The following is a 15382-nucleotide window of genomic DNA, read 5'->3' on the forward strand; positions in this document are numbered from 1 at the left end:
GGGTCACCATATCAAAAAAGAAAATTGTACGTTTAGACATAATTTAGACACATTTGAGCCAGTTCCCTGTACGTTAAGAAAACAACTATCCATTAACGGTACTCGGATCATATACGAAAATCGTATATGATCCAGACCTAAATCCCTAAAAAAACTAAAAATAAAAGGACCTATATATTATATATGAATAATATGTTAGGTCCTTTTATTTTTAGTAATGAGCTTTGAAACTGGATTTAAACAGTATTTTTCTCTATTTGGGTAGAAATAAATAAAGTCCTATGGTCGTTTATGGGTTATGTGTTGAGCACAACATCTTTATAATTTAACGCTATATTAATGCAATAAAAAGATAAATGGCAGTTCCCCAGATAAAAAGGGCGGAGCATTTGTTGAATATGTTCATTAAACCTCCTGTACCATCTATCTTTTTCATGACTGTACCTGCGAGCGTTAATCCAAAGAACCAAATCCAAGATACTGTAATACATGCGATTGTAAAAATAACTTGTTCTGTTCCAACATATTTTAATGCACTTGTTCCAATAACACCAACTATATCTAAGAGGGCATGAGGGTTTAATAAAGAAACCGATAAAGCAAAGATGATTTGTTGACGGGTTGGTAATGCTTTATTCGTTTCATTTGTAGTTGGATCAGACCTCCAAATAACATATCCCATGTAAAGTAAAAACAAAATTCCAGCAATCATTAGGCCAAGTCGTAGCCATTCAAATTGTAAAACGATAGTAGATAGACCAAAAACGGCTAAAAGAATTAAAAATGTATCACATAGTGCAGCTGTAACAGCCGCTGGAAGTGCTCGAATTAATTTTGGCTGTGTGGCTCCTTGTGAAAATACAAATACATTCTGTACCCCTAAAGGTAAAATAAGTCCGAATGCTAAGATTATTCCATGAACAATGGCTTCCATATAATCAACTCCCTTTCAATTACTATCGTACTATGATAAAAATAAAAGAAAACAACCAATTAGATGGTTTTTTATCCACCCAATTTAGGAGGGAATTAGATGAAATGGAAACCAAATCGTCATTCTCATTTGACCGTTCAAGAGCAAATTGTAGATTGGATAAAGTCTTATATTGAGCGAGGTGATTGGACCGTTGGTACAAAAATTCCAACACAGCGCCAACTTGCAACACAATTTAATGTGAACCGAAGTACTGTACAACTTGCGCTTGATGAATTAAAGGCAGATGGTTTGATCGAATCTAAAGTGGGATCAGGGATATTTGTGGCCAATAATTCGTGGAACGTGCTTTTGAACAGATCTCAACCAAATTGGCAGCAACACATTGAATCGAGTATTCATAAACCAAACTACCATACGATTCAACTAATCAATGAATATGAGCAAATGGATCATATCATCCGTCTTGGAACAGGTGAATTATCACCAGAATTGCTTCCAACGAAACAAATTGAACAGTCGTTAAAAAAGATTTCACTTGAATCAAAGGCAATTGGCTATTCATCACCACAAGGAAGTGAAAAGCTTCGGGGAATTTTATGTAATTATTTAAAAAAACGTGGTATTCAAACAGCACCAGAGAACATTTTAATTGTTTCAGGTGCACTTCAAGCACTTCAATTAATTGCAGTTGGATTATTAGAAGAAGGATCCATAGTCTTCCAAGAACAACCTTCGTATTTAAATTCTGTGCATCCCTTTCAATCCACTGGAATGCGTATGATTTCAGTTTTACGAGACGCACATTTGACAGACAATTTGCGGGCACTCAAAAGAAAAAGACAATCTTTATTTTACTGTGTGCCAACATTACACAATCCGACAGGATATAATTGGTCGGTGAAAGAAAAGAAAAATCTTTACAACACATGCAAAGAGCTACAAATCCCGATTATTGAAGATGATGTGTATCACGAACTGTTATTTGAATCATATTCTCCTGCTATAAAGTCATTTGATACATCAGGGCAAGTTCTTTATATCGGTAGTGTATCCAAAACGCTAAGTCCTGGATTACGGATCGGTTGGGTTGTTGCACCTTCACCTGTAATTGGACGATTAGCTGATATTAAAATGCAAACAGATTATGGCTCAAGTGCCTTTTCTCAAGAAATCGTCGCACACTGGATATCATCCGGTTTATACGAAAAGCATCTGATCACACTTCGTAAACAATTGAAAAGAAGGGCTACATTTGTAGAAGAAATATTAGAACAGCAATTTCAAAAAATCGCTACGTGGAAAAAGTCTGAGGGTGGTTTTTATATATGGATCAGGTTTCATGAACCTATTGTAAATAAGGCGCTATTTCTAAAGTTACTTAAACAAAATGTTCTGATCAATCCAGGTTATATATATGAACCAAGCGATTTACGTCATATTCGTCTTTCTTATTCTTATGCATCATTGGAAGAATTAAAAAAAGGATTAAATATTTTACTAGAACTAAGCCGGCATTAATTCTTATCTTAAATGGATTGAATACTCTATTTGTGTATTTCACTAAAATATATATTTTTGTATAAAATCCATGAAAAGACTGCAAAGATTTCTTGAAGAATCGCTTTGCAGCCTTGTGGTTTCTTGCTTTGCTTAGGTAAAAATCGATGGTACTTCCTTTCGAATCGACAGCACGATACAGGTACATCCATTACTTTTTACCTTGATATATGTTTCATCGACTCTCCAAGAGCCATTGGTTTGCTTGAGATGACGACGGATTCTTTTGTCTAATTCAGGACCATACTGATGAACCCAACGCATAATCGTTGTATGAGCAACGATTATGCCCCGTTCCGCCATCATTTCCACCAAATCACGAAAGCTCAAGTTATACCGTAGGTACCATCTTACTGTTTGCAAAATAGTATCATGATGATAATGCTTCCACTTCAATAAACTTCGCTTTTCCATACAAATCATTCCTTTGGATAACAAAAAAATCCAATATAATATTGGATTTTTTTGTTAAATATATAATATTAATCTGACTAGTAATATACTCCTTCAAACAATTCTTTTATATGTGTGCAATCTATCTTTTCATAGTTCATACTTGGATCATTTTCCTTCGCTAATTCCCTTAAACATTGATGATAAGCAAGGTTAGGGTCTTTTGTATCGGATATCTTATAGCTTTTTTTAATGCCATCCACATAAAATTTAAAATCTTTAGAACTAGATGCCTTCAATTCAGTATTAATAACCTTTGCAGTTTTTATTCCTATTTTAGGATAAGTAGAAAGAGCTTTTCCCTGGATTTCTTTTAATTCCTCTTCTGTTGGAACCATGTTTGACATGCTTAAAATTGGAACAGTAATAGTTTCTTCATCATTAATATTAAGAGTTACTAAAAAGGTGTTTTCCTCTTTGTCAGAGACTAATACCGCCTGTTCTTTATTATAATGTGTACTTGGTTTAACAGAAATGACTTCTACATTACTTGATAATCCCAAAGTATTTACAACCCTTCGGATTGCTTGATCGCCAGCCCCATTTTCGTGCCAAAATGATTCTTGCTGGGTGACTTCAGAATCATCGATTCGCAATTCAACATCCCACAAATAATCGTATTTCTCATTAGCAACATATTCTGGATTGGCTACTATATATATATTTCGAAACTATATTAGGATTATCTAGATGAAGGTATTCAAGTGCTTTTCGTCTAGCATCTCGCTCATTTTCAGCAAATGTTCTGCACTGGTGTTGAAATCGGAATGAATCCATTGCTCCAAATGTAGCTCTATCTTCATCTTCAGTATTGCGAAATGTAATATCTACCTTATACTTTTTGAGCATGTATTGTCCCCCTTTAATAAAACACGGATAATAACCCGTTTGCTAGCTAGTATACAGCATTAATCTCCAAGTAAATATTAGTTACGATCTTTAATACACACATTTATATTGAGAAATAAACATTTATATTCCCGTAACTTATGTTTGTCATCAAAAATGTATTTTTTAATTTCAACAAACCATCCCAATAAGGTATACTTTTATAGACATACCAAGGACTCACTACATATTTGAATACATAGTAATGAAAAGCGAACCAAAAGGTGTACCTTTTGATACTGCACAAATAAATTAGTAATAAATTTCTCAATATGGATATTGTCACTATTTTTAACTGTAATATTCAAAATTTGCAGTTATTGTAATATGATAAAAAAGTGATGGTTATCACCCCATTTGTTTCTCTTTATGGCATAGATAAGACCGAGTTTCTGGTCTTATCTTTTTTATTTATGGGGTCTTGCTACACATCCATTAACTTAACAAAATTGTTGTTAGGGGGTATTTGTTGTCATTGGCTTGATGGCGGTGTGGTGTTATCTCAATACATACCTTAATGAGAAAATGTGATATTTCTTTGATCTTACTCATATATGTAATATTATATATAAGAATATATTGATAAAAATGTAAGCGCTTACTATAATAAAATCATAAAGATAAATCACATCTTAGCAACAACAAAAGAGGAGGAAATAATATGGAAATCGCGATGACAGTTTTAAAATTTATAGGTGGAGCAATCCCATTAGTCCAAGAACTCCTAAAAACATTTATGTAAATTCATTATTTAGCAATTATTTATAAAATTATCATACAAATGATCTGTATATCAAAAATAAATTGATGTGCAGATCATTTATGTGAGCAAAGTCCCTTTAACCTTATTAAGGGACTTTTTTAAATTTCTACATATGTTGCTTTGGAATAAAGTTTGATAAAAATGAAGTCACAAACCTTTATTTAACAGCAACAACAAAAACTCCATTTTGAAAAAAAGATTGATCAAAATGGAGTTACTCTTTTTAACTAAGTATGAGATTTTTATAAAAAAGTTTAATCAAAACTCACTTAGAATCTTTTACTTGAAGGAATAAAGCATCGCATCTTTTTTATGAACATCGTTAATTTAGAATGAATTTTGACCATATCTGTAATTACTTGTAAAATGTTATACATAGAAAGGTATTTTAGGATAAATATAGAAGTGGTATGTTTTTTAGTTTTAAAGGGGCTAAAGCGCATCTATTTTATGTTTTGAGAGGGAGAATTGGAAAATCATATGAAGAATTTTAAAAAAAGGTAACTACTCAGTCACTCTATGAAAAAAAAAGAAAAAGCATCTTTTTTAAATGGGCGAGAGGGACTAGCTATGTATTGGAGCGATCACAAAAGCAGAGAGCGAAGTTCATGAGATAAAGAAAGTTCCCTCACCGAAAATTACCAAGAATAATTTATCTCGGTTTACGAATTTTCAAAATTTAGTAGAGAAAGTCGGAACAACTTTAGAAAAATTTAAAGAAGTATCTTCTGCTGACACAGGCAAAATGAAAGACGTCGCAAACAAAATTGCCGATGAAGATGCCCAAATGGCGAATGTGATCAAACAAAACACAGAGAGGTTCGAATAATATGGTCGAATATAACAAACGAGAACTTTTAGAAGTTGTTTTACAAAATGACAAAACATTAGATGTAGAGATTACTGACGAACTATTACAAATGGGTAACTTGCTGGGGAATCAGCCTTCTCTTTTCCGTGGGGTTTACAAGGCGTTTCGAAATCAAGAAGATGTCTTTGAAAACAAACCAAAAATCGGTGCAAAATTCTCAGTGACATTTGACTATCCGAATGAGACAATTCGTTTTGAACGATTAGAAACGCAATTAGACATTCCATTTTCTCAATTTTTACGTTTAATGGGTTTGATTGATGCGTGTTATAGCGAAATTTTGCCGCTGGGTACCGTTGTAGAATTGGACGTAGACATGATGCCAGAAGTAATTCAAAATATGTTCAAGAATAGTGAACTCGGAGAACTCGTGATTTTAACAGGGCGCAAAGTACCGTTAAGAGAGGGATTTAACGATTATGTGGTAGATTATCTCGGTTACTTGTGGCCGTTTGGTGAAATGAGCAACACACCAGCGATTTATGTGTCCAATATGATGATTAAGCGAGTTGTTTCACCAGGGATGACGAATGAATGGGAAGAACAATTTGGTTTTACTTTCTTACGAAGTATGCAAGTAGCAAATGGCAAGTTATCAAGTGCCTTTTTACCACTAGATAAAGCGCTTTCTTTCTATGAAGCTGTTCATACTTCACCAGAAAGAGAGGCGGATTAAATGGGCTTTCAAGTAGATTTAAAGGAATTCAATGAAATACTGGCAAAACTCCAAAAAGACACCAGTAAAACCAATGATCAACTTGACCAAGCCAAAAACGCATTGAATGGGATTATCCAGACCGATGCCATGCAGGGGGCAACAGGAGAAGCGATTGTCAACGACATCAATAATAACCAAAATGCAGTTGTGGTTGGGTTGAAAGATACCAATAAACATCTTATTGCGGAAATGATGCAAACTTTACAGGATTTTCAGTCAACAACGGGAGAAAGTGATGAGAATGCGGTTATTCTAGAAGATGCATTGCTTCAAGCGCAAAGCAAACTTTCCCATCTTCAACCTAAGAAACATGAAATGGATAGTCGCATCTCTAATATTTACAACAGTGTAAGTGATTTGATTTCACTGAGTATGCCAAACAGCCAGTTTGATGAAAAACTAGTTGCAGCCAGCAAAGAACTAGAGGATACGATTCAAAAAGTACAGCAATTTGAAAGCAAAAAAGCAGAAAGCAATGCGGAAAAATTTCTCGATCAACTAAACAACCAAGTTCAAATGGCAAGGGAAATGGGCAGTTTATCTTATACTGATCCGCGACTTCAAGCTTTCTTTGCGCAAGATGCGTTGGCAAAAGGCATTCATGAAATGGATACAAAAATCACGAAGGTGGAAAAAGAAGCGCAACTGCAAGCTGAAAGAAAAATGAAGAAAAAGCAAGAGGAGTGGGCGAACCATCATCCAGCGGAGGCGTGGCTTCAAGACGTTTTTGCTAGTATCGGTAAGAAATGGGATGGATTAGAAAAAGGAACAAGATGGTTAGGAAAGAACATTCCTGCCCTGAAAGAACATTCTGATAAAGTCTTGATGTTAGAAGGTTTGATAGGCGCGGCTGGTTCCGCAATTAGTGGGGCTGCGATAGGTGTAATAAAATCAGTTTACCTAGCCCTAGAGCTTGGTGAGTGGGGTATTAACAAGATACGTGGCGTAGAAACAGAACAATGGAAACTGGACGATCTCGATGCGACTTGGGAAGGTACGAAGAAACTGGCCGAATATGGGATTGTAGGCTATATCACAACTAAGGCTCCTCATCTTAGTAAATTCTTAAATAATCCCGAACTAACGGACAAAATTCCCGTGCTGGATAACCTCGCTAGAACCTATAGAAAAGACGAAAAAGAAATGTACAACGCAGTGAAAGATTATGTAGAAAAAGCCATGACCGACCCTTATGCTTTTGGTGGCATGATATTTGATATTGGTAGTTTTTGTGTCGGCGTCGGTGAAGTAGCGGCCGTAGTGAATGGAGGAAAAATCGCAGAGGGTGCAAATCTCTTTCAAGCAGCAGGGAAACGCGGTAAAATAGTTGGTAAGTCAGAAGAAGTAGCAGCATTAACGAATAAGTTGCCGGGTATGAAGAATGCCTTGGAGAAGATTAGAAATATTGAGATCCGGGATTTATCCCCTGAACCTTCGGCAGCTGGCGTTGGGAGTGTAGAGGAAAGAAAAACACTTGGAGAGTTATTTTCTGTTGCTAAGAGTGAAACTAAGGGGCAAGCGCAAAATGCGAACCGGTTATCTGGGGAGAAACTTCCTGCAGAGGGGGTAAGTAATCTTAAATATAGAGAAGGACATGACAAGCATTTAATTGAAGTAGAAGATATAGTATGGAGGAAAGGAAAAGGTATTGTTGGAGGGCATAATTTAGACCACTTTGAAAATGCATTTAAAAGTAATGGTTGGGATTTAAATGAGTATATAATATCTAAGCAACCTCATCCAACGGTTGATGGTATTTATCAGATAGAGTATAAATTACCTGCAAAAGATGCTGCACAGAATTATGTTGAAGGACAATACAAAAAAGTAGGAACACCTAAAACAGTATATGATCCAAGTAAAATATCTGATAGTCAAATTATAGAGTGGGGAAAAGAAGCAATGGAGAATGGAGTAACTAATGGAAGGGTTAGAGTAGGCGTAGCATCTAATGGCTTAAAGTTTACAGGATACATTGATGAAGTTACTGGTGAAATAAAAAATTTTCATCCTTCATTTTAATAGAGATTAGGAGTGAAATAAAATGATAATAAATAATGAAGATAAAAGTAAGATAAAAGAACTACTAAATTTATATTATTGGGTTATAGGAGATGAAAGGTTCTTATCTGTTTTAGATAAGTATAGCAATTGTGAAGGTTTTGGTGTTGAAAATATTTGGTGTTGCTTTGCAAATGAATACGAAGAATGGGAAGAAGATTATTTTGGAGAGAGTGGAGTAGCATATTACTTTGATTATCCAGCAGTAGAAAAAGATTGCACAATCATACTAAATAATGAAGAATTTTATAAATATTTGTTTGAGACTTGTGAAGAGTATATTAAAAAACATGAAGAAGAAAAAGTAGTTATATATGAATATTTAGATAAAATAAAAATGAATTTAAGTTTATAAATTGGAGAAAAGATGGCAATTCTAGATTTGGATCAGATAGATGCAATCGGAGTAGAAGATAAAAAGCTAAAGTTGATAATAATAGATTATCTAGACTGGGAATATGAAGATATGCATCTAGACGTACTACAAGAAAAAATTAATAACTACTTAGTATATCTTGAAGATAAGCAGTATATTAAAGATTATGGAGACAACTTTGAGAAAAAAATAATTGATATACATTTTCAACATAGTGTTTCGGAAAATAGCTTGAAATTTCTGAACGTAGTTTCCAGCCAACTAAACAATACTGACATATTCATCAATATTCATTTACCAGAAGAATAATTCTTTATCACTCGTTTACGTTCTAGTTTATTTTGCTAGATTTTGGGGTCAAGGAAAGAACTTTTGAAGAAGAAGTCTTTTTTAGGATTGTATATTTCAATGAACCATGTTACCTAGCCTTGAGTAAGTGAAGAGAAAGTTACAGATGGAGAAGAATCAACAAAAGGGACCTCATATTTGGGAGGCCACTGAAAAACTTACGTTTTTCATCTTATTCAACATATACAAAACAAAAAAAGGCGATTTTTCGTTCAAACTTGAACGGAAAATCGCCTTTTCCTATATGTTTTTTACTTTTTTTCTTTCATTAGGGTCATGATTCGTTTTAAGTTGACTGCGAATATAGTCATCGCTCCTTGCATTTGCATACCAACGAGACCCGAGGAGGATGCCACATCATACCCGTGTCTGTTCTTAAGTTCACTATTCTTCGCTTCAATTTTATAGCGTTCTCTCCCCTTTTCTTTAAAATATGCACTTTCTTGAAATGCTCGTTGTTCCTTATGTTCTGTAGATTTAATCGCGACAGAATACGTTTTGGTTTTTGCCCTTCTTTATAACATCCAGCTTTGAATGGACATACTTTACATTTTACAATGTCAAAATAATACGTATAACTTTGATTCGTGTTTGCATCCTTTTTACCGTTACGTGCTTTGCGGATAGCCATATATCCAACTTTACAAACTTCCCGTGCTGGATAACCTTTCTAGAACCTTTAGAAGAGACCAAAAAGAAATGTTCAACGCAGTGAAAGATTATGTAGAAAAAGCCCTGACCGACCCTTATGCTTTTGGTGGCGCAGGATTTGATATTGTCAGTTGTCTTTTCGGCGTTGGTGAAGTAAACGCCGCAGTGAAAGGATTAGCTACAGTCGGAAAACTCACAGAGGGTGAAAATGTCTTTCGAGTAGCAGGGAAACGCGGTAAAATAGTTGGTAAGTCGGAAGAAGTAGAAGCATTAATGAATAAGTTGCCGGATAGTATGAAGAATGTCGGGGAGAAGATTAAAAATATTGAGATCCGGGATTTATCCCCTGAACCTTCGGCAGCTGGCGTTGGGAGTGTAGAGGAAAGAAAAACACTTGGAGAGTTATTTTCGGCTTTTAAGAGTGGCACTAAGGGTACGGGTAATCTTAAATTTAAAGAAGGTTACTATGTTGAACATACAACAGGACCAGTTGAAAAGTTTACTGAACGTAATGGTATTAGTGGTGGACATAATTATGATGAGTTTGAAAATTATTTTAATAGTAGCTCTAACAAATATGAGTTGGGACCTGTTGTTAAAAAGGAACATCCAGATATAAATGGAATTTTTGATATAGAATATAAAGTAAAATATGAGAAAATGGATTATACAGGGAAAAATGGGACAGGTGAATACAAAGTAATACCTAATGGAGATAAAGTGTATAAAAAGACAGTGTATGATCCGGAAATTATTTCAAATGATGAAATAATAGCTTTAAGCAAAAAGGCTATGGAAGAAGGTTTAAATAATAAAAGAGAGATTCCATTATTAAAACAAAAAAAGATAAAAATACAAGGACAAGCAGAATATAATGGAAAAAACTTAAAATTTGAAGGTATTATGAATTCAGAAACTGGAGAGATAGAGAATGCTTATCCAGTATTAGATTGGGTGGATTAATATGAGCGTATATGAGGAATTTATTGAAATAATGAAACAGAGAAATTTGAATAAAGAGGCAGTTATTGATGTTTTGAATATATATGTAAATGGACGTAACTTTCTACAACACCTAGAAGATTTTAAAAGTAAAGATGGAGAGCGTCGGGAATATAATGGAGTAATTTATTCAGATGAATATGAACAAGATGATGAGGAGTATTTTGGACAAAATAAAGTTTTATTTTATTCTGGCGATGGTGATGATGACTACGATATTGTGAATTATGATGAATTGTACCAGTATTTAAGTGTTGCATGTGAATTTTATATAGGAAAAAATCCTGAAAAGAAAGCGATTGCTGAAGAGTTGTTGATGAAAATTAAAGAGAAATATAATATTAAATAAGTAATAGTAAAAGCACTTCTGAATAAATGAAGTGAACCCAAAAAGCTAGACACATATTTTAAGCAGCTAATGAGGAATGCGTTCTGTATTGTACGAGGGCACTGAAAAACTTGCGTTTTTTATAAATAAATTCATTTTAGAGAAAAATAGGGCGCTTCTTGTTCAATTTTGAACAGGAAACGCCCTGTTTTTTTGCCTATTTATTACTCTTCTTCATTCAGAAGCTTCAAGATTCTTTTTAGATTGACAGCGAATATCGTCGTTGCTCCCTGAATTTGCATGCCAAATAAACCCGCAGCCGACGCTTGATCGTACCCGTGTTTATTTTTTAACTCACTATTTTTTGCTTCGATTTTATAACGTTCTCGAGCTAAGCGTTTAAATTCTTCTGTTTCTTGAAAAGCTTGTTGGTCTAAATGTTCCTCTGATTTAATGGCAACAGAATAGGTTTTATTTTTTGCACCTTCTTTAAAACATCCCTTTCGGAGTGGACAGACCTTACATTTTTCAACGTCAAAAAAAATAAACCATTCTTGCACTTGCTCCTGGATGTGAATCTGGTTTTTTACTTTTTCTTTTTGCTAAATGCCCTGCTGGACATACAAATAAACCTGCATCTTTATTAAAGTCAAAATCTTTTCCGTTTGCTCGCCCATTTTGAGTAATCATTGGATTTAACTTAGAAATCAGTTGAATGCTTTGTTCTTTTGTATAAAGTAAATTGTTTTTCCCTGAATAAGCCGTGTCAGCGATAACTGTTTCAACTTCCATTCCTGTTACTTTACTTTTTTCAATCAGTTCTTGTAGATAATGTCCATCTGCCTTTTCACCTGTTGTAACGACTGCTGCTGTAATAATACGTTCATCACTAATTGCTAAATGTGTTTTATAACCAAAGAAAGAACTATCTGCTGTTTTATGTCCTACTCGTGCATCGGTGTCTGTTGAATAATTTAGATGTTCTTGCGTATCTTCTACAGCTTCTTTTAACACGTTCAATTTTTCTTTTACGGCTGGTAGATGAGCGATTTGTGGTTTATTTTCAATAATGGCAATCAATTTTTCACAGTAAGCTATTTCATCTTTTACCTCGTTAGAAGTATTCTTCTTTGGAAATTTTTCTTTCATGGATTTATCGAATTGATACACTGCTTTACGGGTATGTTTTGATTTCTCTTGTAAAAATTCTTTCGGTGATTTTTGGGTATAACGTGCTTTGGTATGCGTTGCGTCCACAATGATTGTTTTACTTTTGATAATGTTCTTTTCGAGTGCGATTTCAACTGTTTTTCCAATGAGCATATCTAATAAATTTACGTCTTGAAGACGAAGTCTGCGGAATTTTGTGAGTGAACTTGAATCAATCACGTCATCTTCTGGCGCCATACCTAAAAAATACTTGAAAGACATGTCATATTTTGAACGTTCGACAAGGTCTACATCAGATACATCAAAAATGACTTTTAACAATAAGTACTTAAACATTCGAATCGGAGGAATCGCATTTCTTCCATTATCTAAACAATATTTTGTTTTCAATTCCTCTAAAATGAATGAGAAATCCACCAGTTCGTTAATTTGACGAAGCATATTATCTTTTGGCACGACAATATCGTAAATGGCCATATACGGACTTAAGTTGAGAGTCTCTTGGTTTGAAATCATTGGGAACACCACCTGCATTTAGTCTCTCTATTATAAATTAAAAAGGCGAGATATTCGACGATTGAATCGTCGAATGCCTCGCCAAGTGGAACTAGATGGAGTTTTTCAGTGCCCTCGTATTGTACAGGGCTCATTCCTTTTAATTTTATTTTAATTCGGTCATGCTTATAGTAGTGAATACATTTTTCTAATTTAAAGTGTTCCATACTTTCGAACTCTTGTAAGTAAAGTAGTTCAGACTTTAATAAGCTAAATAAATTTTCGATGACTGCGTTATCTAAACAATTCCTCTTACCTTGGTTATATTCTATCCCCTTTATAGGTGGCAGATGGGAGGGGACAATCCAATCAGATTATGTTTTTCCCGATACTATGGAAAAGGGGGAACCGGCAACATGGTTCCTAAACATTACAAAACAAGTTTTCTTTTGCAAGGGCTACTTTCTTGTGAAAGGTGCCAGGAACTAATGAAAACAAAGAATCAACAAACAGTAAGTTCTACAAATAAAAAGTATGGAGGGAAAATTTATTTCTGTTCTAACTGCAAATTAAGAATAGATGCAGACCTCCTCCATGATAAAGTAGTGAATCAAACACTTACTGATGTGAAAATAAGTGGATTTCATAATGTGTATCATGCGATAGAACAAAAAATTCAGTATGAGATACAAGAATTGAATAACAATATTCAAAAGCATCAGCGTCTCTTCGAAAACTACACCATCAAACTTCACAATATTACAGAAGAACTCAAACAGCGTATGAAAAATAACGATGATAAACGTTTTTTGAAGTCATTAGCGATTTATCGCTTGGATGTACAGCGAAAACTAGATGGAGCCACACAACAAATTAATGATTTTAAACAGCAAATCACCCTCAAAGAAAAAGTCGAGAAAAGCAAAGAAACATGGTTGCATACTTTGAATGAAGTATTTCAAGATGATGTTAAGCTTCAAGAAATAAGCAATATGGATAAAAGACGATTTTTATTACCTCTCATTCAATCTGTATCCATTAAAGAAAATAAAAAGCGTAACGAATATGATATTTCATTACAGTTACGAACCGATTTTTCAAAACGTGATGTGAAAAATCAAATCAGCTTGATTTTGTAAAACAGCTATCACCTTGGTGGCTGTTTTTTCGTTATTGATGTATCGGTATTTGGGTTGAACTGTAGATGGAAATTCTTTTGCTACTCGGTGATTAGGAGGGAGTGGTATATGTTTTTTCAATTTGGGGTACCGTCAGGAAAATGCGGATTTACAACGTTAAGGAAATTTAATGTGAAAAAGCCGGATTCCAATAGCTATGGAATCCGGCTTTCATGACGGCTTTTAATAAAACCCGTTATTCAACTATCGCGTGTTCGTTAGCTTAAGGTACTTCCGCGATATGAGTAAACGAAGAAAACGAGGTCATTATTTACTTTTATTTAAAGGAACGACTAATTCTAATTCCTTTATTTCTTCACTAAATCCTTCACTATTTGTTCGACTTGGCTTGAGTGTAAATGATTTTGGTATCGTATCCATTGGAGGCAAAGTCAGTACCATATGATGACCATAGTTCCCAACAGCCATGCCTGCTTGTAGTTTCAGTTTATCATATACATGACCATTATCATCGACTACAGAGAAATCAAACCATGGCCAACTATCGTTTTCATCCATTTCAGTAGGGTAATCAATCTTTAGGTCTATTCTTGTTGATAGAGGTGAAAATGTTACTTTGTCGGCTGTTAATGTATAAACTTCATCAATCGTTTTAGTTGTAGCCTTTGGATAAAATTCAAACATATCGCCTTTTATTTTTTCAAGTGGGAAAGCCACCTTCAATTTGCCCTCATAGCCAAATAAATCTTCTCCATGGACCTCAATCTCAATGTTATCGCCATATTCATTATACTTAGAAAAGGTAAATTGATGATGTTCAATTATTGTTTTCGAGTTTATGTCATCTTGCCCTGTTGAACCAATCGCTGCTTTAACTTCTTGTTGTCCATTAATTGTTATATAGCTAAAGCCGGCCTTTTCTTCTTTCATCGAAAGTTCTTTTTGATCTGTGTAAACAACTGTTACGATTAACCGGCTACCATCATAAGCTGCTTCTTTTACAGTCATTGTTAAGCCGTTTTTACTATCCTGTTTATCAATTACTGTCGTAAGTTGATCGTGTTCAATTTTATCTGAGGCAATGTCTCTAAAGTCTTTATAAATTGGACCAACTAGGGGGATATTTGATAATGCTTCTGCCATGCCTGTTGAAACAAATCCAGAACCAAGCAAAGATAGACATAACCCACATGCAACCAAGATTGACTGTTTTATGGTTCTTCCTACTGCTCTTTTGTTCTTGGCTTGAAAGATAGCCGCCTTCTCCCTAGCCATTAGCTTTTCAACAGGTACATTTATGTTGTCGATGGATCGATTGAATTTGTCTTTATTCATAAAGATAGCCCTCCTTTAAAATGGGTCTTAACTCTTTTTTCGCCCTATTTAAGTGTGATTTCACGGTTCCTTCCGGGTAATTCATGATGGTGGCAATTTCCTTAATGGACAAATCGTGATAATACCTCAACAAAATAATGGTCTTAACAGTAGGATTTAAGAATTTAAATGCTTCTGATAAATCCATCGAATGCATGATAAAATCAACATTTTCAGAAGCGATTAATTCAGTAAAGATTTCCTCATTATCTGTAGTAAAATGGCGAGACTCTTTCCGAATAAAATCGATC

14 protein-coding genes and 4 pseudogenes are annotated in these 15382 nt (G+C 34.5%); 9 read left to right on the forward strand and 9 right to left on the reverse strand.

What is annotated here, in order from left to right:
- Positions 1-331: 331 nt before the first annotated feature.
- A complete protein-coding gene (locus ACM6HU_RS20825) occupies positions 332-934 on the reverse strand; it encodes a LysE/ArgO family amino acid transporter (RefSeq protein ID WP_016113501.1) in 603 nt (200 codons plus the stop codon).
- A 99-nt stretch (positions 935-1033) separates the two neighbouring features.
- On the opposite strand from ACM6HU_RS20825, the gene ACM6HU_RS20830 reads away from it, so the two are divergent.
- The gene (locus tag ACM6HU_RS20830) at positions 1034-2455 is read left to right on the forward strand and encodes a PLP-dependent aminotransferase family protein (RefSeq protein WP_016113500.1); all 1422 of its coding nucleotides are present in this window, start codon (positions 1034-1036) and stop codon (positions 2453-2455) included.
- A gap of 70 nt (positions 2456-2525) precedes the next feature.
- Here ACM6HU_RS20830 and ACM6HU_RS20835 read toward each other — a convergent pair.
- The 3 genes and pseudogenes from ACM6HU_RS20835 to ACM6HU_RS20845 all read right to left on the reverse strand — a co-directional run.
- Positions 2526-2908: pseudogene (locus ACM6HU_RS20835) on the reverse strand (IS6 family transposase); the annotation flags it as partial.
- Between the two features lie 77 nt (positions 2909-2985).
- Complete coding sequence (locus ACM6HU_RS20840) at positions 2986-3558, reverse strand: hypothetical protein (protein ID WP_229161709.1); 573 nt, start codon at positions 3556-3558, stop codon at positions 2986-2988.
- A 16-nt stretch (positions 3559-3574) separates the two neighbouring features.
- Positions 3575-3796 carry a hypothetical protein gene (locus ACM6HU_RS20845; protein ID WP_016113497.1) on the reverse strand — a complete coding sequence of 74 codons (222 nt, stop codon included), beginning with the start codon at positions 3794-3796 and terminating at the stop codon, positions 3575-3577.
- A 1385-nt stretch (positions 3797-5181) separates the two neighbouring features.
- On the opposite strand from ACM6HU_RS20845, the gene ACM6HU_RS20850 reads away from it, so the two are divergent.
- From ACM6HU_RS20850 to ACM6HU_RS20870, 5 genes are read left to right on the forward strand one after another with little or no spacing between them, the layout of a single operon-like run.
- On the forward strand, positions 5182-5427 hold the full coding sequence (locus tag ACM6HU_RS20850; RefSeq protein ID WP_255256262.1) for a TIGR04197 family type VII secretion effector: 246 nt from the start codon (positions 5182-5184) through the stop codon (positions 5425-5427).
- A gap of 1 nt (position 5428) precedes the next feature.
- A complete protein-coding gene (locus ACM6HU_RS20855) occupies positions 5429-6145 on the forward strand; it encodes a DUF4176 domain-containing protein (RefSeq protein ID WP_016113496.1) in 717 nt (238 codons plus the stop codon).
- On the forward strand, positions 6146-8209 hold the full coding sequence (locus ACM6HU_RS20860) for a T7SS effector LXG polymorphic toxin (RefSeq protein ID WP_414848417.1): 2064 nt from the start codon (positions 6146-6148) through the stop codon (positions 8207-8209).
- Between the two features lie 22 nt (positions 8210-8231).
- Positions 8232-8603 carry a ribonuclease toxin immunity protein CdiI gene (gene cdiI / locus ACM6HU_RS20865; protein ID WP_016132883.1) on the forward strand — a complete coding sequence of 124 codons (372 nt, stop codon included), beginning with the start codon at positions 8232-8234 and terminating at the stop codon, positions 8601-8603.
- Between the two features lie 12 nt (positions 8604-8615).
- On the forward strand, positions 8616-8933 hold the full coding sequence (locus ACM6HU_RS20870) for a DUF6572 domain-containing protein (RefSeq protein ID WP_016113493.1): 318 nt from the start codon (positions 8616-8618) through the stop codon (positions 8931-8933).
- Between the two features lie 290 nt (positions 8934-9223).
- Here ACM6HU_RS20870 and ACM6HU_RS20875 read toward each other — a convergent pair.
- Positions 9224-9621: pseudogene (locus ACM6HU_RS20875) on the reverse strand (transposase); the annotation flags it as partial.
- Positions 9622-9683: 62 nt separating this feature from the next.
- On the opposite strand from ACM6HU_RS20875, the gene ACM6HU_RS20880 reads away from it, so the two are divergent.
- Together ACM6HU_RS20880 and cdiI (ACM6HU_RS20885) are read left to right on the forward strand one after the other, a co-directional pair.
- The gene (locus ACM6HU_RS20880; RefSeq protein ID WP_414848418.1) at positions 9684-10586 is read left to right on the forward strand and encodes a CdiA family toxin C-terminal domain-containing protein; all 903 of its coding nucleotides are present in this window, start codon (positions 9684-9686) and stop codon (positions 10584-10586) included.
- A gap of 1 nt (position 10587) precedes the next feature.
- Positions 10588-10974: a ribonuclease toxin immunity protein CdiI gene (cdiI, locus tag ACM6HU_RS20885; protein ID WP_016113491.1), complete on the forward strand. Its 387-nt coding sequence runs from the start codon at positions 10588-10590 to the stop codon at positions 10972-10974.
- Positions 10975-11177: 203 nt separating this feature from the next.
- Here the strand turns inward: cdiI (ACM6HU_RS20885) and ACM6HU_RS20890 are convergent.
- Together ACM6HU_RS20890 and ACM6HU_RS20895 are read right to left on the reverse strand one after the other, a co-directional pair.
- Positions 11178-12639, reverse strand: a pseudogene (locus ACM6HU_RS20890) (IS1182 family transposase).
- A gap of 116 nt (positions 12640-12755) precedes the next feature.
- Positions 12756-12932 (reverse strand): annotated as a pseudogene (locus ACM6HU_RS20895) (IS3 family transposase); the annotation flags it as partial.
- Positions 12933-13106: 174 nt separating this feature from the next.
- On the opposite strand from ACM6HU_RS20895, the gene ACM6HU_RS20900 reads away from it, so the two are divergent.
- Positions 13107-13757, forward strand: a complete 651-nt coding sequence (locus ACM6HU_RS20900) for a hypothetical protein (protein WP_229161703.1) — start codon at positions 13107-13109, stop codon at positions 13755-13757.
- A gap of 306 nt (positions 13758-14063) precedes the next feature.
- Here the strand turns inward: ACM6HU_RS20900 and ACM6HU_RS20905 are convergent, their stop codons facing one another.
- On the reverse strand, positions 14064-15092 hold the full coding sequence (locus tag ACM6HU_RS20905) for a DUF4179 domain-containing protein (RefSeq protein ID WP_414848419.1): 1029 nt from the start codon (positions 15090-15092) through the stop codon (positions 14064-14066).
- Positions 15085-15382: sigma-70 family RNA polymerase sigma factor (locus ACM6HU_RS20910; RefSeq protein WP_414848420.1), on the reverse strand; the 298-nt coding region annotated here is incomplete at its 5' end. The genes ACM6HU_RS20905 and ACM6HU_RS20910, both read right to left, overlap by 8 nt.

Source organism: Bacillus sp. IT-79MI2 (assembly GCF_949768135.1).
GTDB lineage: Bacteria > Bacillota > Bacilli > Bacillales > Bacillaceae_G > Bacillus_A > Bacillus_A pseudomycoides.